The sequence below is a fragment of the Corallococcus sp. CA041A genome, assembly GCF_003612075.1.
In the GTDB taxonomy this organism is placed as follows: domain Bacteria; phylum Myxococcota; class Myxococcia; order Myxococcales; family Myxococcaceae; genus Corallococcus; species Corallococcus exiguus.
This window is the reverse complement of the sequence record NZ_RAWF01000080.1, coordinates 1-21,519: the sequence shown is the minus strand read 5'-3', so window position 1 is coordinate 21,519 and position 21,519 is coordinate 1. Positions and strand designations below refer to the sequence as shown.

The window sequence follows — 21,519 nt, the reverse complement described above, 5'->3', positions numbered from 1 at the left end:
AGTAGGGAAGGGTCACCATGAAGAAGACGCTCCTTCTCCTCGCGCTCGTGGCAGCCCCGGCCTTCGCCGGGGAAGGGAAGTGGACCCCCCAGCAGGTGCTGGAGCTGAGCCCTGCCTGGCTCAAGGCCCAGGGCCTCCAGCTGCCACCCAACAAGCTGTGGGACCCCAAGCGGGGCACGGGCCTGCTGGCGGGCACGGTGAACACCGGCGGCTGCTCCGGGTCGTTCATCTCCGCCTCCGGCCTCATCATCACCAACCACCACTGTGCCTTCTCCATCATCCAGGAGCACAGCTCCCCGCAGAAGGACCTCATCACCGACGGCTTCCTCGCGAAGAGCCAGTCGGAGGAGCTCCCGGGCAAGGGCTCGCGCGTGCAGGTGCCGCGCGGCTTCAAGGACGTGACGGCGGAGATCAACGGCGCCGTGCCGCAGGGCGCGGACGACCTCGCGCGCTACAAGGCCATCGACCGCAAGCAGAAGGAGCTGGTGGCCGAGTGCGAGAAGCGCCCCGCCACCCGCTGCCAGGTGGCCACCTTCGACGGCGGCGTGAACTACACGCTGGTGGACGCGGTGGAGTTGCAGGACGTGCGCCTGGTCTACGCGCCGCCGCGCGCCGTGGGTGAGTACGGCGGCGAAGAGGACAACTGGATGTGGCCGCGCCACACCGGCGACTTCGCCATCATCCGCGCGTACACCGCGCCGGACGGCGCCTCCGCGGCGTTCAGCGACAAGAACGTGCCTTACAAAGCAGAGTTCTTCTTCCCGTTGTCCACGGAGGGCGTGAAGCCGGGCGACTTCGTGATGGTGCTGGGCTACCCGGGCACCACCTTCCGCACGCTGCTCGCGGACGAGATGGCGGAGCGTCAGGCGCGCTACTACCCGCGCATCCGCGACGTGCTGGGCGAGGCCATCCGCATCCTGGAGGCCGAAGGGGAGAAGGACCCGGCCGGGAAGATCGCCGTGGCCTCGCAGCTCAAGGGCCTGCACAACGCCTACAAGAACGCGGGCGGCCAGCTGGCGGGCCTGAAGCGCGGCCACATCGTGGAGAAGCAGCGCGACACGGAGGCCGCCACCGTCGCCTGGGCGCGGAAGGACGCCGCGAAGTGGGGGGATGCCCTCAAGGCCCGCGAGGCGCTGCTCGCGGAGCAGCAGGACTCCGCCAAGACCTTCGACCGCGAGTTCCTCCTGAACATGTCCAGCCGTCTGGCGCGAGGCCCCGCGCTGGCCACGTCCGTGTCCCGGCTGGCCATGGAGCGCGCGAAGCCGGACCTGGAGCGCCGCCCGGAGTACATGGACCGCGAGGTGCCGCGCATCAAGGACCGCCTGGAGCGCGAGCAGAAGAACCTCTTCCTCGCCTCGGACAAGGCGCTGCTGCACGCGTTCGTGAAGCGCGCGCAGGCGCTCCCCGCGGACGCGCGCATCGCGTCCGTGGACGCCGTGTTTGGCAAGACGTACTCGGAGAAGGACGTCTCCGCGAAGATCGACTCGCTGTACGCGGGCACCAAGGTGCTCACCCTGGCGGAGCGCCTGAAGATGGCGGACGAGTCCGTGGGGCAGCTCGCCGCGCGCCGCGACCCCATGCTGGCGTTCGGCATGGAGCTGGCGAAGGAGCAGGCCGCGCTGGATGACACGCGCGACCGTCGTCAGGGCGCGTCCTCCCGGCTGCGGCCGGCGTGGCGCAAGGCGGTGATGGCGCAGGCGGGCAAGCCGATTGCTCCGGACGCCAACAGCACGCTGCGCGTGTCGTTCGCCAAGGTGCAGGGCTACACGCCGCGCGACGGCGCGCTGTACCTGCCGCAGACGACGCTGACGGGGATGATGCAGAAGCACACCGGTGAGGAGCCCTTCAACGCGCCGGAGAAGGTGCGCGCGGCCGCGGCGGCGAAGAAGTTCGGGCAGTGGGCGGACCCCCGGCTGAAGGACGTGCCGGTCGACTTCCTGGCGGACGCGGACACCACGGGCGGCAACTCCGGCAGCCCCACGGTGAACGGCAAGGGTCAGCTGGTGGGCGTGAACTTCGACCGCGTGTGGGAGAACGTCGCGAACGACTTCGGCTACAATCCGGACGTGGCCCGGAACGTCAACGTGGACGTGCGCTACCTGCTCTGGCAGCTCGACCAGGTCGAGGACGCGGACGCGCTCCTGCGCGAACTCAACGTCCGCAAGGGCAAGCCGGTGGCCAAGGAGGCTCGCTGACATGTCGGACGCGGGGGACGGGACTCCAGCGCTGCCCACCTTCCGGCCGGATGAGCGGGTGTGTGGCAACTGCAAGCTCTGGAGCCCGCACTCCGTGGATCATCGTGGATGGGTAGGGCCGTGCCGCCTGCAGAACTCGCGCGGCATGTTCCCGCCCTCCGCGCCCATCTGTGACAAGTACGCGCCCCGGGGCTCCGCGGCCCCGGCGCCCGTGGTTTCGAGCACGCGAACCCGCGCCCCGCGCAGCGTGGCGCCCGTGGTGGTGCGCCGCCGCGCGGATCCGCACGAAGTGGTGGACCTGGAAGGGCTGAACATGACGCGCGAAGAGCTGATGGACATCTTCCGGGAGGCGGCGGCCCTCAGTGATCCGCCGCTCGCCGGCAAGTGGGAGGGCGGCACGGTGCGGCTGGTGCCGGGCAACCCGGAGCTGCAGGCGAAGGACATGCCCATCGACGGCCTGTTCCACAAGGTCACGATGGTGCGCGACCGCATCCGCGTGCTGGAGCAGAAGCTCAACGCGCACCCCAAGCTCACGGACGCGGAGAAGGCGGAGATGCAGGGCTACATCACCCGCGTCTACGGCTCGCTCACCAGCTTCAACCTCCTCTTCAAGGAGAAGGGTGATCAGTTCGTGGGCAGCAAGGGCGACGAGTAACGGCGCCCGGGCTCGGGAGACTCAAGGCCGCTGGCCGCGCTCCTCCATCACGGTGAGGGCGCGCTGGCGGCCGCGGTGCAGGGCGCTCTTCACGGTGCCCTCGGGGATGCGCAGGAGCCGGGCGATTTCGGCGGAGCCCAGGCCGCGCACCTCGCGCAGGTAGAGCACCTGCCGCTGCTGGGGGTTCACCTCCTCCAGCGCTTCGTGGAAGTGCTGCTGCATCTGCGTGCCCATGGCGTGGGCCTCTGGCGACACGGCCTCCTGGGGCGCGTGCGTCAGCCGCTCCCGGCGCCTTCGCGCGCGCAGCCAGTTGATGCTGCTGTTGACCATCACCCGGTGCAGCCAGGTCGTCCACGTCGCCCGTCCATCCAGTCCCGGAGGCTGCCGCGACAGGCGCATGAAGACGTCCTGCACCACGTCCTCCGCGTCGTCGGTGTCCCCCACGATGCGCCGGGCAATGGCCAGCGCCCGGGGACGGTGAAGGGCGTACAAAGCATCCAGGGTGGGGAAGGGGAGGACGGCGGCGTGCGGGCCCATGGCGGACGGTCTCCTGTGTCTTCCCGTGAAACGAACGGGCCCGCGAAAGGGTCTATTGCCCTGGAGGGCATGCGACTCCGGGGCCGTGTTTTCGCCCGGACAGCCGGTGCGCACCTTCCGGGCATGGCTCAGCTGGCCCAGTACGGACGCAGGAGGCCGTTCATGCCCCGGCGCCGCGAGGGCAGCGGCATCATGGACCTGCTCCTGGGGCGCCCGCTCACCAGCGCCCAGGCGATGCAGGAGAAGACGGGCGTCCTCACCGGCGTGGCCCTGCTCGGGCTGGATGCGCTGTCCTCCACCGCGTACGGCCCGGAGGCCGCGCTCACCGTGCTGCGCCCGCTGGGGGCCTCGGGGTTGTGGCTGCTCTTCCCCATCACCGCCGCCATCGTCGGGCTCTTGATGATCGTCGCGAGCTCATACGCGCAGACCATCGCCGCGTATCCCAGCGGTGGCGGCGCGTACACCGTGGCGAAGCAGAACCTGGGGCGGGGCGCGGGGCTGCTCGCGGCGACGGCGCTGATGCTGGACTACCTGCTCAACGTGGCGGTGGGCATCTCCGCCGGAACGGGCGCGCTGGTGTCCGCGTTCCCCGCCTTGCGGCCCCACACGCTGCCCATCACCCTGGGCATCCTGGCGCTGCTCACCCTGGTGAACCTGCGCGGCGTCAGCGAGGCGGGCGCCGTGTTCGTCGTGCCCACGTGGTTCTTCATCACCTCGTTGAGCGTGGTGCTGGCCGTGGGCCTCTTCAAGCTGGCCACCGGTGACGCGATGCCCGTGCAGCAGCCGCCGCCGCTGGCGGTGCCCACCGCGTCCCTGGGCGCGTGGCTGGTGATTCGCGCCTTCGCCAGCGGATGCACGGCGATGACGGGCGTGGAGGCCATCAGCAACGCCGTGCCCATCTTCCGCGACCCGTCCATCCGCCGGGCGCGCACCACGCTGGGCATCATCGTGGGCGTCCTGGTGACGATGCTGCTGGGCATCGCGCTCCTGTGCCGGGCGTACGGCGTGGGCGCCACGGACCCCGACGGCGCGAACTACCAGACGGTGCTGTCGCAGCTCATCGCGGCGGTGATGGGGCGCGGCGTCTTCTACTACGTGGCCATGGCCGCCATCCTCTGCGTGCTCGCGCTGTCCGCGAACACCAGCTACGCGGGCTTCCCGCTCGTCTGCCAGGTGCTGGCGCGCGAGCGCTACCTGCCGCCGGGCTTCGCCCACCGGGGCCGCAGGCTCGCCCTGTCGCGCGGCATCCTCACCCTGTCCACGCTCGCGGCCGTGCTGCTCATCGTGTGCAAGGGCATCACGGACCGGCTGATTCCCCTGTTCGCCATTGGCGCGCTGATGGCCTTCACCTTGTCCCAGGCCGGCATGGTGGTGCACTGGAGCCGGCACCGGGAGGATGAGGGCTGGCGGTGGCGCCGGGCCCTCAACGGCGCGGGAGCGGTGATGACGGCGCTCACGCTTTGCATCGTGGGCGTGTCCAAGTTCATGCACGGCGGCTGGGCCGCGTTCGTCCTCGTGCCCGTGGGCCTGCTGGTGCTGTCGCGCGTCCACGCCGCGTACGCGCGCACGCGGCAGGTGACGGAGCTGAAGCGGCCCGTGCTCCTCACGCCCGCGTCGCCGATTGTCGCCGTGGTGCCCGTGGACCGCTGGTCCCACGCGTCGGAGACGGCGCTGCGCTTCGCGCTGACGCTGAGCGATGACGTGCGCGCGGTGCACATCTGCAGCGGCGACACCGACGAGGCGGCGCTGGACGCCCAGTGGCAGCGCTTCGTCCAGGCGCCGCTCCAGGAGGCCGGGCGCAAACCCCCGCCGCTCGTGCACGTGGGGTCGCCGTACCGCGCGCTGGTGTGGCCGCTGATGGACTACCTGGACGCGCTGCTCGAGGAGGTGCCGGGCGGCACCGTGGCCATGGTGCTGCCGGAGCTGCTGGAGAAGCGCTGGTACCGGGCCATGCTCTACGGCCGCCGCTCGGAGCTGCTCCGCAGCGCGCTGCTGTTGTCCGGCGAGCGGCGCCTGGTGGTGGTCAGCGTGCCCTGGTACATGCGCACGCAAGCGCACCCGGCGCCGCACTCCGCCTGGGGCGACCCCGCCCACCCCGGAGACAGCGGGTAGGGCGGAAGCGCCTTCGACGTCACTCCTGCTCGTCCTGCTTCGTCAGGCCCCAGTCCTTCAGGCGCTTGAAGAGGGTGGAGCGCGCGAGGCCCAGCTCTCGCGCCACGCGCTCGCGGTTGTTGTTGAAGCGTCGCAGCGCGGTTTCGATGATCTGCCGCTCCAGCTTCTCCAGCATCTGCTCCAGCGTCATGCCCGGTGGAAGCTCCGGCACGGTGATGCCCGTCTCGCGGTTGACCTCCTGGTCGAAGGACAGGTCGCTCGCGTCGATGGACGGGCCCTTGCGCAACAGCAGCGCGCGGTGCACCACGTTGCGCAGCTCGCGGATGTTGCCCGGCCACGCGTGCTGCTGGAGCCGGTCCAACGCGGCCGGCGTGAAGCGCACCGTCTGTCCGCGCGGGGCGAACGCGCGCATGAAGTGCTCCGCCAGCGCCACCACGTCTCCCCGGCGGCTGCGCAGGGGCGGCAGGTGCAGGGGCACGACGCACAGGCGGTAGTAGAGGTCTTCGCGGAAGCGGCCCTCGCGCGCCGCCGCCAGCAGGTCGCGGTTGGTGGCCGCCACCACGCGCACGTCCACGTGCAGCGGGCGGCTGGCGCCCACGCGCTTGATTTCGCCGCTCTCCAGCGCGCGCAGCAGCTTCGCCTGGAGGTCCAGGGGCAGCTCGCCAATCTCGTCCAGGAACAGCGTGCCGCCGTCCGCCTCCTCGAAGGCGCCCTTGCGCGCGCCCACGGAGCCGGTGAACGCGCCCTTCTCGTGGCCGAACAGCTCGCTCTCGATCAGCTCCTTGGAGATGGCGGCGCAGTTGACCGGGATGAGCGGCCGGTTCGCGCGCGGCGAGCACGCATGCAGCGCGTTCGCCACCAGCTCCTTGCCCGTGCCGGACTCGCCCAGGATGGTGACGGCCGCGGTGGACGGCGCCACGCGCTGAATCAGGTCCGTGAGCTGCCGCACGGACGGGTCGTTCCCGAGGATGCCGTGGAAGGCCTGCGCCTCCTTCTTCGCCGCGGGCACGGTCTCCAGGATCAGCTCCGCCTCGCCCACGCGCAGCGTGGTGGGCAGCGTCACCTCCGCCTCGAAGAGGCGCACCGGCCCCAGCCAGGTGCCGTTGGTGGAGCGCAGGTCCACGACGTGGAAGACGCCTTCCCGGCGAGTCACCTTGAGGTGCCGGCCGGAGATGAACCGGTCCTGGAGCACCAGGTCGTTGCCTGCGTCCTTGCCCACCGTGAAGCTGTCGCCGGTGAGCCGGTGCACGGCTTCCGAGCCGCCCTGCTTCACGCGCAGCTGCGCGGCCTGCCAGCGCTGCGAGTCGCGGCCCTGCACGGCGGTGGCGCTGCCGGCCTCCGTGGCCGCGTCCGCGTCGTCGCTGGCGCCGTGCTGGCGGAACACCGCGCGCCACTGGCCCAGCTCGATGTCCGCGCCGTCCGGCAGGTCCGCGTGCTCCACCATCGCGCCCGCGACCTTCGTGCCCTTGCCGGACAGGTCCTCCACGCGGCACTTCTGGCCGTCCCACAGGAGGGCCACCTGCTGGCGGCTCACCTCTGGATCCGGAATGGCCACGTCGCTGGAGTCGCCCCGGCCGAGCACCACCCGCGCCCGGTCCACCGCCACCCGCAGCACTTCCTCGCCTCGACGGAAGAACACCAGCTCCGGCATTACGAACTCTCTCCCACGCCCGGACACCCCAGGGCCGCGCGCAGCGCTTTACACGGCGCGTGCGCGGGCATCAACCGGGGGCCAGGAAGGAGCCGGCGCCGGGTGGGGGAGGGCCGGAACCGACCCTGCCCGTCACCCCTCTGCATGCGACCTACCGCTTGGGACCGAAGCGGGGGCTGCTCACCATGCCGGTGAGCCGGCCGCCGCGCCAACCCGGGTTGTCCCGGTCCTGCGGCAGCATGTTCACCGCGAGCGCCAGGGGGCCCAGCCGCTGCTGGAAGGCCTGCTCGAACTTCAGCCGCACGTCGAGCCCCAGCTCGCTGTACTCCAGCCGGCGGCCCAGCTTCAGCGTGCCGGTGCCGGAGCCCTCCAGGTCCTCGCTCTTGAGGTTCAGGTCGCGCACCGTGCCCATGCCCTTGTCGAACTGGACGTCGCCCTTCAGCTCGCCCAGCACCACGCGCGGCAGCTCCATGGGCATGGCGGGCCCGCCGCCCATGGGGATGGCCGCCTTGCCGCCCTTGATGGTGAGCCCCTGGGTGTCCAGCGCCACCGTGCCGGACGCCTGGGACCAGTCCACCGGCTGACCGCGAATCAGGGTCCCCGGCGCGGTGAGCGCGAGCTTCGCGTTGAGGGTGCCTTCCATGTCCACGCCCGTGTACGCCGGCAGGTTGCCGCCGCCGGCCTGCACGCCGTCCACGTCCACGTTCAGCGACGTGCTGCTCATGCCGCCCACGTGGATGTTCACCGTGCCGCCCATGCCCTTCATCTTCACCACCAGGCCGACCGGGAAGAGGGACGGGCGCAGGGCCACGCTGTCGAAGATGAGCGGCTGGCCCAACTCGTCCGGACCCAGCCCGCCGGACTCGCCCCGCGCGAGCGCCGCCACGGACTCCGAGCCCAGCGGCGTGGGCGGCTTGCTCAGGCGCACGTTGGTGGCGGTGACGCCGGACAGGCCGGGACGCAGGCTGTCGATGCGCACCGCCAGCCCGTGGGCCGCGGCCTCCGTCACCAGCCGCGAGCGGACCGCGTCGTACGGGAAGGTGAGCAGCAGGCAGAGGATGAACGCCACCACCGCGAAGGCGGTGTAGCCCAGGACGAGCTTCCAGCGGGCGATCTTGGATTCAGTGGCCATGGGCTATTGCTTCATCCGGTAGGTGGCGACGGTCGTCCACGCCGTCAGGGTGTCCGTGGCGGGCCGGGGCTCCACGCGCAGGTACTTCACCTTCACGATGCCCGGGCCCGTCTCCACCGTGCGCAGGAAGTCCGTCAGCTTGCGCAGGTCCACGTCCGTGAAGGTCAGCTCCACGGAGCTTTCGATGATCTTCCCGTCCCCCACGCCCACGTCGCCCTTGGGCGTCATGTTGGGGACGGTGAGGCCCGCGGCGGTGGCCTTGTCCTCAATGTATGTAATCAGCCGCACGTTGCTCTGGGTGAGCTGCTGCTCCACGTTCTGCCGGTCCGCCTGCGCCTGGCCGTAGCTGGTCGCCAGCGCCTGCACCTCCTGCAGCTTCGCCAGCTTGTCCTGCGTGCGCCGGCGGTAGCCCTGCGCGCTGTTGGCGAAGCTGAAGAGGGTGACGAAGAGCACGAACACCAGCACCGCGGAGCTGGCCAGCGCCACGAGCTTGCGCTCGCGGTCGGAGAGCCGCTCGAACCAGGTCTGGAGGGGCGCGAAGAGTTCTCGAAGCTTTCCCATGTCAGGTCTCTCCCGCCGGCGTCTCGCCGGGGCACTGCACCTGCACGTCCAGGCGGAAGGTCACCTTCTGCCCGTCACGCGTCTTCTCCACCTTGCCCTCCTTCACGTCCTTGAAGCAGCGGTGGCCCTTCAAGGCGGCGGAGAGCGTGTCGATCTGCTTGGAGCTGTCCGTCTCGCCCTGAAGCATGATGCGGTCCAGGTCCACCTGGATGCGGTCGAACTTCACCGGCACCTCCGGCGGGATGCGCTGGGTGACCTCCGCCAGCAGGTTCACCGCGGACATCGCGGGCAGCGCCGCGGCGGGGCTCTCCACGCCCTTGAGCATGTTCAGCGCGCGGTCGTAGTTCGTCTCGCAGGTGCCCAGGATGCGCTGGGTCGTCTTGCAGAGCACCGCGTCCACCTCCGCCTCGCGCCGCGCCAGGACGGTATTGCGCACGACGCCGAAGGCGATGAGCAGCAGCAGCAGCGTCACCGCGAAGGACGCCAGCAGGCCCAGCCGGTCCTTCACGTAGTCGTAGCCGCCCTTGAAGGCGAACTCACCCCGGCGCAGGTTGAAGCGCGGCGCCTTCACCCCGGCCGCGTTGCCGCGCATGGCCAGCGCGTACGCCTGCGCCGCGGACGGCGTCTCCCGGGGGCCAATCTTCTCCGCCGCGTCCACCGGGAGCGCCAGCACGCGCACCGGCAGGTTCAGGTCCTTGGACAGCTGCTCGGCCAGGCCCGGCATCCGCGCGGTGCCACCGCACAGCACCACCGCGGAGACCTGCTGGCGGGCGCGCGCGGCGTAGGCCTTGAAGGACGGGCGCAGCTCGCGCAGCACCGGCTGCAGGCCGCGCACGAAGGCGTTCGCGGCGCGCTCGGCGTCCGGCCCCTGCGCGGCGCTGGCCATGGCGCCGTGCGTTTCCTTCCACGCGTGGGCCTCCGGCAGCGTCGTCTGGAACTCCGTGGCCAGGGCGCGCGTCAGGTCGCGCCCGCCGCCCGCGAAGGTGCGCGCGAACTCCACGCCCTTGCCCGGGTGGCCAATGGCCACCGCCGTGCGCTCGTGGCCGATGTCCACCACCGCCACCGGGCCGCTGTCACCCACGGCCTCGAAGAGGCCGGGCAGCTGGGTGAAGAGGTTCTGGTACGCGAGCGCCGGGTGGGTGATGACGCGAGGATCCACCTGGAGGCCGCTCAGCATCGCCAGCAGCGACTGGAGCTCCTCCTTCTTCACCACGCCCACCAGCAGGTCCGCGGCCTTCTCCTTGCCGCCGGTGTCCTTCTGGCCGACCACCTGGTAGTCGTAGACGACCTCCGAGATGTCGAACGGCAGCTGGCTGCCCACTTCGAAGGGCAGCGTCGCCTCCACGCGCTTGCTGTCGGAGAAGGGCAGGCTCACCGCGTGCGTGGTGAGGGACGGGCCGGGCAGGGCGATGACGACCTGGTCCACGTGCCCCTGCGGCATCTTCCCGAGCAGCTCCTCCACCGCGGCGCGCAGCGTCTCCAAGCGCTCGCCTTCCTGCGCGCGGCGCACTTCCGCGTAGGCCTGGGTGGTGTTGCTTTTCGTCCCGGAGGTGAGGACCACCCCCTTCACGGAGTGGCTGCCCAGGTCCAGGCCAAGAATGCGGGCCATGCTATTCCTCTCTGTAATACACGAGCTTGCCCAGCCCGTCGTCCAGGCGGATGACGGCGGTGAGCGTCTTCTGGACGCTGCCCGCTTCTCCCACGGACTTGATGGTGAACGTCTTGCTCTTGTCGCTCAGGTAGCGGTTCCCCTGGACGTTGCCCTTGATGAGCGGGTTGACCGCGATGCCCGCCTGCTCCACCACGCCCAGGAAGTCCGACACCGACATGCCGAAGAAGTTGAACATGCGCGCGGCGCGGATGCGGCTGATGAGCTCGTTGAGGAACACCGGGTCCGTCAGGCGCGGGTCCGGGTGGTTGGGGTCCGCGGCGGACATGATGGCCAGCCCCAGCATGATGGGGTCGTCGGTGTTGATGTTCGGCTTGGAGTTGACGTTCGGGTACACCGTGAGCCGGTCGCGGAAGGCCGCCATGAAGCGGTCGTTGACGCCATGCACGCGGTACAGCTCGTCCAGGCTGTCGAAGCGCGCGTTCTTGACGTCATAGCGCGGTTCGTAGCGGCTGTACGGAGAACCCTCGTCCGCGAAGCCGTTGACGAAGGGGGTGTTGGTGTCACGGACGTTGAGGGTGGACTGGGTGGTGTCGTCGTCCGCCCAGTCCTTCAGCGCGATGACGGTGTCCATGGGCGTGGAGCGCACGTGGTTGGCGTCGTCCTGCTGCCAGAGGAACTCGAAGCGCTTGTCGGAGAACATGTCCAGCAGGCGCGCGGCGGTGGCCTGCATCTCCGCGCCGCCGGTGGCGTTGAGGCGCGTGACGTTGAGCTTCTCCTCTTCGTCGCTGATGGTCGCGAGGAAGCAGCCCTCGAAGCCGCCGAAGGACCTGCGCTGCATCTGCGCCGCCATCTGCGTGGCCGCGCCCGCGTTCTCCCCGTCCTCGCCCTCCATCTGGAAGTTGGAGTCCGCCTGCAGGGGCTCCGTCTCAATGGGGCGGCCGCTCGCGTCCTCCGCGCCGTCGCTCTTCACCAGGCCCTTGAGCATGTGGCAGTCCACCCGCGCCAGCTTCCAGAGCTGGAGGTTGAGCGACTGCGGCTGGAACGCGTTGGCGCCGCCCGCGCCGTTGGCGCCGCCGCCCGTGAGTGCGCCCAGGATGCTCGCGGGGTTGGGGATGGGCGTCTGGTCCACCTGCTTCTGGAAGCGCAGCAAGAGCCGCCCCAGCGACAGGCCGGAGCGGGCCATGTAGTAGGCGCGCACTTCGTCCCGCTGGTTGGCGGCGAGCTGCAGGTCCACGCGGCTGTTGTAGGCGAACTCCGTGGCCACCACCGTGAGCAGGGTGATGGACACGAGCGCGATGATGAGCGCCACACCGCGCGAGCGCCGGTGCTTGCGCTCCGCGGGCGAACGCGGCGCCGCCTGGGAGAGGGCCGTCCGCGCCTTGCCGCGCCGGCGGGACGCCTGCTGGAAGTAGGGGAAGGCCATCAGTTGAACCTCTCCAGGGTTGTGTTGAGCACGATGCGCGTCTGCGTGGTGTAGCGCGCCTCCTTGCCCGACTCATCCAGGGCGATGACGGTGATGCGCACGCGCGTGGGCAGGATGTCCTTTCGCTCCGTGCGCCGCGTATCCCATTCGTCGTCCCACTCCTTCTTGTCGGAATCCCAGTAGGCGAACTCCACGCCCTTGACGCCCTCGAAGAGGACGTCCGTGGCGCCGCCCCGGTCCATGCGGTCCCCCACGTTGGGATTCACCCGCCGCTTCAGGTCCTGCCGCTGCCGGGCGCCGCGCTCGGAGGAGTTCTCCACGAAGTACTCCACCACCGCCTGGTCGGACTCCTTCACGTCCGTGTACAGGCGCTGGTGCGCGAACGTCGTGAAGGTCAGCTTTTCGCGCTCGCCAATGAAGTTGGTGGGCCGGTCGTTCTGGTCGCGGAAGCGGCGTGCGTCGTAGCGGTCGCTCACGAACGCGGAGCCGATCTCCCGCGCCATGCGGTTGAGCGACACGCGCACCATGCGGTAGCGCTCCGCCTCGCCCTCCACGACCTCCTTGGCGTTGATGCCCGTCTGGAAGGCCATGGCGACGACGGTGCCCATGAGGGCGGTGATGCCCACCGCGACCATGACCTCCATGAGGGTGAAGCCACGCATGCGCCGCTTCATCGGATGCTCCCTCCGCGAGGCAGGCTCGGCAGGTTCGGCATGCCACCCCGGCCGCCGAAGATGCCGCCCGGCGCGCGCGGGTTGATGCCGGTGTTTCCGGTGCCGCCCTGCTGGCCGCCCATGCTGCCGTTGAGCTGCTTGAGCTGTTCCGCCCGGTTGACCAGTGGCTCGCGCGTGTTCGGGTCCAGCATCTGCCCGTTGGGGCCGGGGATGGGGTTGTCCACCAGCTGTCCCGTGCGCGGGTTCACCCACTGGTTCTCCGCGCCCGCCGTGCTGCCCGCGTTGGGCGTGAAGCCGCCGTTGCGATCTCCGCCGGGCCCCAGGGACACGACGTGCGTCACCACGTCCACGCTCTCCACCTGGGTGCCTTCCTTCCAGTACACGGTGAGGTGCACCTCGCGGACGGACTTGGTGAGCTGGTCCACCATCTGCGTGAACATGGGCTGCGCCATGCTCATGGCGGACGCGCCCAGGGGGCTGGCGCCGGTGGTTCCGCCAGGAGGCGTGCCGCCCTTGCTGTCACCGCCGCCGCCACCGAAGAGGCTGGCCAGGCCGCCCAGCGGGTCGCCGGAGTCGCCGCCGCCCATGGGCAGGTTGAAGATGGCGCCGATGAGCTGGTCCGGCGTCACGCCGTCCGTCTTGGGCGCGATGATGCGGGCGCGCCACTTGAACTGGGGCCAGCCCTCGTCGGAGAAGTCGCCGGACTGCTCGTCGTCGTCCTGTTCAAAGCCGTCGTCGTAGAGCTTCTGCTCCAGGTCCGTCATCTTCGAGCGGGACAGGAGCGCCGCCACGGTGAGCCGCTTGGTGTAGACGTGGTTCGCCACCGCCCCGGAGTTGAGGTCGAAGATGGCCATCAGCGCGACGCTGAGGATGGCCATGGCCACCATCGTCTCCAGCAGGGTGAAGCCCCCGTGCCTTCGCGTTGGGGTCGTCATGAGCGGGGCACCTCCAGGGCCTCGGATGCGATGAACACCTTGCCCGTCAGGGGTGACACGTCCAGCGTCCAGGCGTTGTCACCCTGGCGCAGGAAGACCATGGCCTTCTCCGTGTAGCCCTGCGGGAAGAAGTAGAGATAGGCCACGCCGCTCTCCACCGGCTCGCGCTGCTGCCGCGTCCACACCGACACCGCCACGCCCGCCGGGAGCTGCTTGGGGGAGATCTCCTCCGCGGTGTACGCGGAGAAGGTGGACTGGGACTCGATGCGGTTCTTCTCCTCGTCCATCAGCTCCTGCGCGGACGGCTGCGAGCCCTCCGAGCGCGTGTAGTTCTTGCGCGAGTCCCCGCCGTTGTTGCCGGCCTTCCGGGCGCGCTCGCGGTCGCGCGCTTCGTCGCGGAGCGCCGAGTCCCGGTCGCGCGAGGTGGTGACGCCGCCCGCGGCGCATTCGGCGTGGTAGCGCGTGGCCTCTTCACGCTTCGGGTCGGGGATTTCGAACACCAGCCGGCACGTCTTGCCGCTGAGCGCCGCCGAGTCGTAGAGCGAGCGGATGACGCCCGCGAGCTCCGTGGCGCTGCCCTTCGCCTTCGCGCCGGTGATGGCGCCAATGCCAAGGGTCACCGCGGCGAACATCACCGCCGCGATGGCCAGCGCGATGGAGATCTCAATCAGCGTGAGGCCGCGCGGGGCGCGACGGCGGCGGGCGGGAGCAGGGGACATGGCCGGCTTCAAGGCTGCACCTCCTGTGCCACGATGCCGCCGCTGAAGAGGTCCGCGGCGTCGCCCGTGCCGCCGGGCTTGCCGTCCGAGCCCAGCGACAGCACGGCGCCCGACTTGCCCTCCATGCGGTAGACGTACGGGTGGCCCCACGGGTCGAGTGGCGTGCTGTCCAGCACCTTGGAGGCGATGAGCGGCGCGAAGCCTTCCGCCTGCGTGGGGAAGGAGCCCATCAGCCGGTGGTAGGCCTTGAAGAAGCCCTCCAGCCGGCGGATCTGCTCGCGCGCCTGGCGCTGCGTGGGCGTGAGCGAGTTGTCCTCGGTGACCCACACCAGCGCGAACGCGAGCAGGGTGGCGAGAGCGAAGACGCCCAGCAGCAGCAGGCGGCCCACGCGCTGCGAGCGGGCGCGGGCCTGATCGCTGGAAACGGCTCGCGCCTCGCGCGCGGACGTCGGGGAGGAAGTGTGCTCGGGAGTCATCACGGGCATTCCTACGACAACACGCGGGAGGCGCGGCTTTGCTTCAGGAAAACGCCCGTTACTGCCGGGCGTTCTGGTCCTTGGAGGAGATGTCGGCGTCGGAGCCCTCGCCGCCCGGGTTGCCGTCGGCGCCGTAGCTGGTGATGACCGGCTTGCCGCCCTCGTTCATGTACACGTACTCGCGGCCCCAGGGGTCCAGCGGCATGCGCTCCAGGTTGTTGGTGTCCACCAGCGCCTTGAGGCCCGTGGCGGTGTCCGGGTAGGAGCCCTTCTTCGTGTAGTAGAGCTTCATCGCGCTCTGGATGTTGCGGATGTCCAGCTTCGCGGTGTCCTGCTTGGCCTCTTCCAGCTTCGGGATGACGGCCACGCCCACCGCCGCCGCGATGAGCCCGAGGATGGTGATGACCACCATGATCTCGATGAGGGTCATGCCGCGGTTCTTGCGGCGCTGCTGCTTCTTCGCGTTCGTCGTCGTCATGTCGTCCTCACCTTCGGGTGACTTTCTGGCAAGCCACCGCGCAATGGGTGTGTCGGGATGTCAGAGGCGTTGATTCAGGGCGTGCCCGCGCTGGAGGCGGCGGGCGGGTCGCGGTGGACGTAGAGGGTGGCCCCCACCGTCGCCAGCGTGGCGGCCAGGGCCAGGAGCCCCGTCAGCGTGGCGCGCTGGATCCATCGGTCGAGCGTGTCGTTCATCGCGAGGCTCCCTCCACCTAATGGATGGCCGTGTTCACCTGCAGAATCGGCATCAGGATGGAGAGGGCGACGAATGCAATCATCACGCCCATCACCACGATGAGCATGGGCTCCAGGAGGCTGGTGAGCGCGCCGATGCGCACGTTCACCTGCGTCTCGTAGGAGTCCGCCACCGACAGCAGCATGTCCTCCAGCTGCCCTGATTTCTCACCGATGGCGACCATGTGGTACACGAGCGGCGGGAACTGGCCGGACCGCTTGAGGGGCGTGGCGATGCTTTCGCCCTCGCGGATGGACTCGCGGGCGTTCTCCACCGCGTCCGCCAGCACCGAGTTCGTCATCACCGCCTTGACGATGTCCAGCGCGGCCAGCATGGGCACGCCGCTCTTGAGCAGCGTGGACAGCGTGCGCGCGAAGCGGGAGATGGCCAAGAGGCGCACCAGGCTGCCGAAGATGGGCGCCTTGAGCGTGAAGCGGTCCCACTTGGGCTTGCCCTTGGGGCTCTTCGTCCAGCGCATGAAGAAGATGAAGCCCGCCACCATGGCCGGAATCACCAGGAACCACCACGCCTGCATGAAGTTGGACGCGGCGATGAGGATGCGCGTGTTCAGGGGCAGGGTGGCCTTCATCGTCTCGAAGATCTTCGTGACCTTCGGGACGACGAACACCATCAGCAGCACCAGGATGCCTCCGCCCACCAGCATCATGATGGCGGGGTAGAGCATGGTGCCGAGGATCTTCTGCTGCAGCTTGGCCTGGTTCTCCGTGAAGTCCGCCAGGCGCAGCAGCACGGTGTCCAGCGCGCCGGAGGCCTCACCCGCGCGCACCATGTTGATGTAGATGCTGGGGAAGATTTTCGGGTGCTGGCTGAACGCGTCCGCCAGGGACGAGCCTTCGTTCACGCGCTGCTTGATGTCGGAGAGGGCGCGCTTGAGGCGCTCCTTCTCCGCCTGGTCCACCAGCGCGTTGAGCGAGTCCACGATGGTGACGCCCGCGCCCAGCAGGGTCGCGAGCTGGCGGGTGAGGATGGCGACGTCCTCGGTGCTGACCCGGCCGCTGGCCAGCTTGCGCAGGTCCACGTCGCGCGCCACGAGCGACGCGTTGGCGCCCTTGGACACGCCCGCGCGGCTTCCCTCCGCCTGCCCGAGCACGTCGGTCAGGAAGATGCCGTCGGCGCGCAGCTTGGAGCGCAGCGTCTTGGGTGAGTCCGCCTCCAGCAAGCCCTTCTTCTGCTTGCCGTGGGAGTCGAGGCCTCTGTATTCGAAGACGGGCATGGCGGACTAGATGTCCTCCTGCGTGATGCTCAGCACTTCGGCGATGGTCGTCTCGCCCAGGGCGATCTTCCGCACGCCGTCATCCAGCAGCGTCGTCATGCCCTTGGCCAGGGCGGACTTCTTGATGGTGGACGCGTCCACGTTCTTGAGCACCAGCTGGCGCACGTCGTCGTCCACGAAGAGGAACTCGTAGATGCCGGAGCGGCCGCGGTAGCCGTTGCGGTTGCAGGAGGGGCAACCCGTCGCGCGGTAGATGCGGTCCGTGTTGAACTTCGCCTTGAAGCTGGCGAGCGTGAAGCCCAGCTCCTTCAGGTCCTCGTCCGTGGGCGTGTAGGCCTGCCGGCAGTCCGGGCACACGCGGCGCACGAGGCGCTGGGCGAGGATGCCGGTGAGCGACGACGCCACGAGGAAGGGCTGCACGCCCATGTCCACGAGTCGCGTCACGGCGCCGGCCGCGTCGTTGGTGTGCACCGTGGAGAGCACCAGGTGGCCCGTGAGGGACGCCTGGATGGCGATCTCCGCCGTCTCCTTGTCGCGGATTTCACCGACCATGATGACGTCGGGGTCCTGGCGGAGGAAGGAGCGCAGGCCCTGCGCGAACGTGAGGCCAATCTTCGGGGCGATGGCCATCTGGCCAATGCCCTTGAGCTGGTACTCGACCGGGTCCTCGACGGTGAGGATGTTGAGGTCGGAGGTGTTGATCTTGGAGAGCGCGCCGTAGAGCGTGGTCGTCTTGCCGGAGCCCGTGGGGCCCGTCACCAGGACGATGCCGTGCGAGCGCTTGATGACGGCCTGCATGTTGCCCAGCACCTGCGGGCTCATGCCGATCTCCGCCAGGTCCAGCAGCGTCGCCGTCTTGTCGAGCAGACGCATGACGATGCGCTCGCCGAAGGACGTGGGCGTGGTGGACAGACGGATGTCGATGTCGCGGCCCGCGAGCTTGATGCGGATGCGGCCGTCCTGCGGCAGGCGCTTCTCCGCGATGTTGAGCTGCCCCATCACCTTCACGCGCGCGATGATGGAGTTCTGGTAGCGCTTGGGCGGCTTGATGACCTCCTGGAGCACGCCGTCGATGCGGAAGCGCACCAGGAGCTCGCGCTCCATGGGCTCGATGTGGATATCGCTCGCGCGCTCCTTGGCGGCGCGGAAGAGCACGGAGTTCACCAGCCGGATGACGGGCGCTTCATCGTCCGCGTCCAGCAGGTCCTTGGGCTCCTCCAGTTCGTGCGCCAGCGAGTCCAGGTCCTCCGTGGTCTCCATCTCGTCCACGAGCGCTTCCGCCTCGTTGACGGAGCGGTCGTACACGCTGTTGATGGTGTCCACGATGGTGGAGGCGAGCGCGATGCGGGGCTGGATGCTCTGACCCAGCAGCAGGCGCGCGTGATCCAACGCCGTCGTGTCCAGCGGATCCGCCACCGCGAGCACCACTTCGTCGCCCTCCACGGAGAGCGGGAGCAGCTGCGTCTGGCGGGCGAAGTTGATGGGGATGCGCTTGACCAGGTCCGCGTCCACCTCCTCCGCGAAGATGCGCTGGAGGTAGGGCAGGTCCAACTGGTGGCCCAGGGCGCGAGCGACGTCCTCCTCGCTGACCGCCTTCATGCCCACCAGGATTTCACCCAGCCGCCCGCCCTTCTCCTGCTGGGTGGCGAGCGCCTCTTGAATCTTCTCCGGGGTGAGGGCGGGCACGAGCGCGCGGAGGATCTCTCCGATGGGCCGGCCACAGAGGTACGCGAGCCCATGGCCCACGACCTGGGTGGCGTCGTTGCGGCCGCCGGACACGTCGGGCGTCGCGGTGGAGCCTTGAGAGGTGGTGGTGTCGGCGGTCAGGTCCATGGCTGTTACTCCCCGTCTCCCGGCTGGATGCGCAGCCGCTCGGCGTCCGCGTCCGGGCTGGGCGCGATCACCTCGGGCTGTGGCGCGGGGACTGATCTCTCCGAACCCTCCGGAGGCGCCTCGAAATTTCGCGGCGCCTGGTCGCCCTCGGGGGCGGGTGCGGCACCTTCCTGCGCAGCAGGCGCTTCCCCGCCCGGCCGCGCGGGGGACGGAGAGCCGCCGGGAGCCGGGGAGCCAGCCGGGCGGATGACCCGCTCGTTGGTCGTGCCGTTGCCGCCATTCTCCACCCGCTGCTCTTCCTTGATGACGGACTGGTTCATGCGCGACAGGGGACCGGGCTTGCGGCTGAAGTCCACCGCGACGTCATAGCCGGGGACCTGGCCGTAGAACTGCTCCACGAACTGCTGCCGCTCCTTCATCTTGCGCTCGAAGATGCGACGGAAGTCGTCCTGGCCGCGGATGATGTAGGGCGTGAGGAAGAGCAGCAGGTTCGTCTTCGTCTTGCGGCGCGTGGTGTCGCGGAACAGGTGGCCCAGCAGGGGGATGTCACCCAGCACCGGCACCTTGGAGACGGACTCCAGCGTGCGGTCCTGCATGATGCCGCCAATCACCACCGTCTCCATGTCCTTGGCGATGACCGTCGTCTTCGCGCTGCGCTTGGACGTCGTGGGGCCGAGGACGGGGTCCGTGGAGGCGATCTCTTCCGTCTGCTCCGTGATGACGAGGCGGATGAAGTCGCTCTCGTTGATCTGCGGCTTGACGGTGAGCTTGAGCTCCACGTTCTGGCGCGTGATGGGCGCGTACAGCGACCCCAGGCCGCCCAGCGAACCCAGGAGCGAGGCCTGCACGCCGTTGGCGCCGGTACCCGTGCCGCCGAGCGAGCTGCCCAGCGCGGACGGGGTGAAGCCGGACTGGAAGGGCACGTTCTGGCCCACCGTGATTTCGGCCTCCTCGTTGTCGCTGGTGAGCAGGTGCGGCGTGGACAGCACGTTCACGTCGGACGACTGCTGCATGGCGTTGAGCACCACGCCGAAGGCCGGGATGTCGATGCCCAGGTTCTTGAGCCCGGGCAGGACGGGGCCCTGGATGCCGGCGAGGAAGCCGCCCATGCCGGCCAGGTTCGCCAGGGAGAAGGACGGGGGCACGCCGCCGCCGGAGTAGTTGGTGCCCAGGATGCCGGGGATGGCGCCGTCATCCGTCTTGAGGCTGAAGCCCTGGTGGAAGTTGATGCCGAACTCGCTGTTGCGGTCCAGGTTCACTTCCATGATCACCGCCTCCACGAACACCTGGCGGCGCGGCTGATCCAGCTGCTGGATGATCTGGACGATGTTCTTGTAGTCCCCCTGGCTGGCGACGATGACCAGCGAGTTGGTGCCCTTGTCCGCGGAGATCTTCACCTCGCCGCTGAACAGCTCCGCGGCCTGGGCGGGCGCGCGCGGCAGGCCCTGCGGCACGTTGGGGATGGGGCCGCGCTGGGGGCGGTTGGCGGTGCCCTGCGCGAGCGACTGGAGCGTGCTGGCCAGCTCCTCCGAGTTGGCGTTCTCCAGCGGGTAGACGTTGATCTTGTTGCCGCTGCCGGACGGGATGTCCACCTCGCGCACCAGGTCCTGGATGCGGCCGAAGGCGGCGGGGCTGGCCACGATGATGAGCTTGTTGGTGCGCTCGTCCGGGATGATCTGCGACAGCGTGACGGCGCCGCCCGACTCCGTGCCGCCGGTGACGCCTTCCGCGCCGGGAGCAGGCTGGCCCGGCTGGCCCTGCGTGAAGTTGCCGGGGCGCTGGCCCGCGCGGCCGCCCGCGCCCGCCTTGGCTTCAAAGAGCTTCTGGATGGTGTTGGCCACGTCCTGCGCGGTGGCGTACTGCACCTGGATGATGCGCATCTCGTCGCTGGAGGAGCGGCTGTCCAGCTGGTTGATCAGGCGCTCCAGGCGGTGGATGTTGGAGCCCACGTCGTTGATGATGATGGTGTCCGGCGGGTACGGGATGGTGTCGCCGTCCTTGGACACGAGCTGCTGGAGGACGCCGCGCAGCGGCTCCACCTCCACGTACTTGATCTTGAACAGCTTGGTGACCATCTGCTCGTTCGTCGTGTACGGGGTGTTCTCGTCCACGATGGTCGGGATGGGGTTCTGCTTCGCCGAGCGCTTGTCGACGATCTTCAGGAAGCGGCCGTACGGGTAGACGGCCAGGCCGTTCGCGTCGAGCGCGGCGAGGAACGCGGAGTAGAACGAGTCCGCGTCCACCTCCACGCGGCCGTTCTCCGGACCGATGATGGAGATCTTCCCGCGCACGTTCTCCGGGAGGATGAACGTGCGGCAGGTGGCGTCCGACACGGTCTGGACGAGCTTCTCGATGTCCACCTTGTCGAAGTAGATGCCGTAGCGCGCGTTGCGACGGGCCTGCTCGCACGTGGGCGTCTGGCGGGGGCCCTGGTTCTCGGCGGGCGCGGCGCTGTTACCGCCCTGCGGGGTGATGGTCCGGTCGCGTTCACCCTGGGCCGCGGGAGCGGGGGGCGGGGTACCGGGCTGTGTAGGACGGCGCTGGGCCCACGCGGGAACGGAGAGCGCGAGGCACAGGCAGAGCATCCAGGACGGGAGCGTCGTCTTCATGGAGGAGCGGGCGCTTTGACGGGGGTGTTTAACGGACGTTGTAGGATTTGCGGATCGGCGCGCCGTTGCGCTCGATCTCGATCTCGATACGGGAGGAGTCCTTCAGCTTCGAGTAGATCTCCAGCGCCTTCTCGGGGCTGTTCATGTCGAAGCCGTTGATGCGGCGGATGACGTCACCGTTCTGGACGCCGATCTTCGAATAGATGCTGTCCGGGCGGATGGAGAACAGCTTGAAGCCCACCGCCTGGCCGTCCTTGAAGGCCGGCACGATGCGCGCCTGCATCGCCACGTCGTTGAGGTTGCTCAACGTCTTGTCGATTTCGGCCTTGGGGACTTCGTACTCGTTCTCACCCGTGGACTTGATGCCGTTGCCCAGGTTGTTGGTCGGGGTGGCGGTGGGCTTCAAGCTGTTCTCCATCCGCCCGGAC

General features: G+C 69.3%; 19 protein-coding genes. 3 read left to right on the top strand and 16 right to left on the bottom strand.

What is annotated here, in order from left to right; all coding sequences use genetic code 11:
• Window positions 1–17: 17 nt before the first annotated feature.
• Both D7V77_RS16450 and D7V77_RS16445 read left to right on the top strand, forming a co-directional pair.
• Entirely contained in the window at window positions 18–2,195 is a 2,178-nt protein-coding gene (locus D7V77_RS16450; protein WP_120577240.1) for a S46 family peptidase, read from the top strand.
• Between the two features lies 1 nt (window position 2,196).
• Complete coding sequence (locus tag D7V77_RS16445; RefSeq protein WP_120577239.1) at window positions 2,197–2,850, top strand: hypothetical protein; 654 nt, start codon at window positions 2,197–2,199, stop codon at window positions 2,848–2,850.
• 21 nt (window positions 2,851–2,871) lie between these two features.
• Here the strand turns inward: D7V77_RS16445 and D7V77_RS16440 are convergent, their stop codons facing one another.
• Complete coding sequence (locus D7V77_RS16440) at window positions 2,872–3,387, bottom strand: RNA polymerase sigma factor (RefSeq protein ID WP_120577238.1); 516 nt, start codon at window positions 3,385–3,387, stop codon at window positions 2,872–2,874.
• A 162-nt stretch (window positions 3,388–3,549) separates the two neighbouring features.
• On the opposite strand from D7V77_RS16440, the gene D7V77_RS16435 reads away from it, so the two are divergent.
• Window positions 3,550–5,499 (top strand): APC family permease, encoded by a 1,950-nt coding sequence (locus D7V77_RS16435; RefSeq protein WP_120577237.1) that lies wholly within the window; start codon window positions 3,550–3,552, stop codon window positions 5,497–5,499.
• A 19-nt stretch (window positions 5,500–5,518) separates the two neighbouring features.
• On the opposite strand, the gene D7V77_RS16430 is transcribed toward D7V77_RS16435, so the two are convergent.
• From D7V77_RS16430 to gspC, 15 genes are all read right to left on the bottom strand, one after another.
• Window positions 5,519–7,150, bottom strand: a complete 1,632-nt coding sequence (locus D7V77_RS16430) for a sigma 54-interacting transcriptional regulator (protein WP_120577236.1) — start codon at window positions 7,148–7,150, stop codon at window positions 5,519–5,521.
• A 151-nt stretch (window positions 7,151–7,301) separates the two neighbouring features.
• Complete coding sequence (gspN, locus tag D7V77_RS16425) at window positions 7,302–8,282, bottom strand: type II secretion system protein GspN (RefSeq protein ID WP_120577235.1); 981 nt, start codon at window positions 8,280–8,282, stop codon at window positions 7,302–7,304.
• Window positions 8,283–8,285: 3 nt separating this feature from the next.
• Window positions 8,286–8,843, bottom strand: a complete 558-nt coding sequence (gene gspM / locus D7V77_RS16420; RefSeq protein WP_120563376.1) for a type II secretion system protein GspM — start codon at window positions 8,841–8,843, stop codon at window positions 8,286–8,288.
• A gap of 1 nt (window position 8,844) precedes the next feature.
• The gene (locus D7V77_RS16415) at window positions 8,845–10,452 is read right to left on the bottom strand and encodes a type II secretion system protein GspL (protein WP_120577234.1); all 1,608 of its coding nucleotides are present in this window, start codon (window positions 10,450–10,452) and stop codon (window positions 8,845–8,847) included.
• A 1-nt stretch (window position 10,453) separates the two neighbouring features.
• Window positions 10,454–11,878 carry a type II secretion system protein GspK gene (locus tag D7V77_RS16410; protein WP_120577233.1) on the bottom strand — a complete coding sequence of 475 codons (1,425 nt, stop codon included), beginning with the start codon at window positions 11,876–11,878 and terminating at the stop codon, window positions 10,454–10,456.
• Entirely contained in the window at window positions 11,878–12,552 is a 675-nt protein-coding gene (locus D7V77_RS16405; protein WP_120577232.1) for a type II secretion system protein GspJ, read from the bottom strand. Before D7V77_RS16405 ends, D7V77_RS16410 begins: the two co-directional genes overlap by 1 nt.
• Entirely contained in the window at window positions 12,549–13,487 is a 939-nt protein-coding gene (locus tag D7V77_RS16400) for a prepilin-type N-terminal cleavage/methylation domain-containing protein (protein ID WP_120577231.1), read from the bottom strand. Before D7V77_RS16400 ends, D7V77_RS16405 begins: the two co-directional genes overlap by 4 nt.
• The gene (locus D7V77_RS16395) at window positions 13,484–14,206 is read right to left on the bottom strand and encodes a Tfp pilus assembly protein FimT/FimU (protein ID WP_120577230.1); all 723 of its coding nucleotides are present in this window, start codon (window positions 14,204–14,206) and stop codon (window positions 13,484–13,486) included. The genes D7V77_RS16400 and D7V77_RS16395 overlap by 4 nt, the downstream gene beginning before the upstream one ends.
• Window positions 14,207–14,214: 8 nt before the next feature.
• Window positions 14,215–14,682 (bottom strand): type II secretion system protein GspG, encoded by a 468-nt coding sequence (locus tag D7V77_RS16390; RefSeq protein ID WP_120577229.1) that lies wholly within the window; start codon window positions 14,680–14,682, stop codon window positions 14,215–14,217.
• A gap of 58 nt (window positions 14,683–14,740) precedes the next feature.
• The gene (gspG, locus tag D7V77_RS16385) at window positions 14,741–15,160 is read right to left on the bottom strand and encodes a type II secretion system major pseudopilin GspG (protein WP_014398369.1); all 420 of its coding nucleotides are present in this window, start codon (window positions 15,158–15,160) and stop codon (window positions 14,741–14,743) included.
• A 74-nt stretch (window positions 15,161–15,234) separates the two neighbouring features.
• On the bottom strand, window positions 15,235–15,375 hold the full coding sequence (locus tag D7V77_RS44290; RefSeq protein ID WP_167548361.1) for a hypothetical protein: 141 nt from the start codon (window positions 15,373–15,375) through the stop codon (window positions 15,235–15,237).
• Window positions 15,376–15,392: 17 nt separating this feature from the next.
• Window positions 15,393–16,649 (bottom strand): type II secretion system inner membrane protein GspF, encoded by a 1,257-nt coding sequence (gene gspF, locus D7V77_RS16380; protein WP_120577228.1) that lies wholly within the window; start codon window positions 16,647–16,649, stop codon window positions 15,393–15,395.
• A gap of 6 nt (window positions 16,650–16,655) precedes the next feature.
• Window positions 16,656–18,482, bottom strand: a complete 1,827-nt coding sequence (gene gspE / locus D7V77_RS16375) for a type II secretion system ATPase GspE (RefSeq protein WP_120577227.1) — start codon at window positions 18,480–18,482, stop codon at window positions 16,656–16,658.
• A 5-nt stretch (window positions 18,483–18,487) separates the two neighbouring features.
• Complete coding sequence (gene gspD / locus D7V77_RS16370) at window positions 18,488–21,091, bottom strand: type II secretion system secretin GspD (RefSeq protein ID WP_120577226.1); 2,604 nt, start codon at window positions 21,089–21,091, stop codon at window positions 18,488–18,490.
• Window positions 21,092–21,119: 28 nt separating this feature from the next.
• Window positions 21,120–21,519: type II secretion system protein GspC (gspC, locus tag D7V77_RS16365; RefSeq protein ID WP_304485871.1), on the bottom strand; the 400-nt coding region annotated here is incomplete at its 5' end.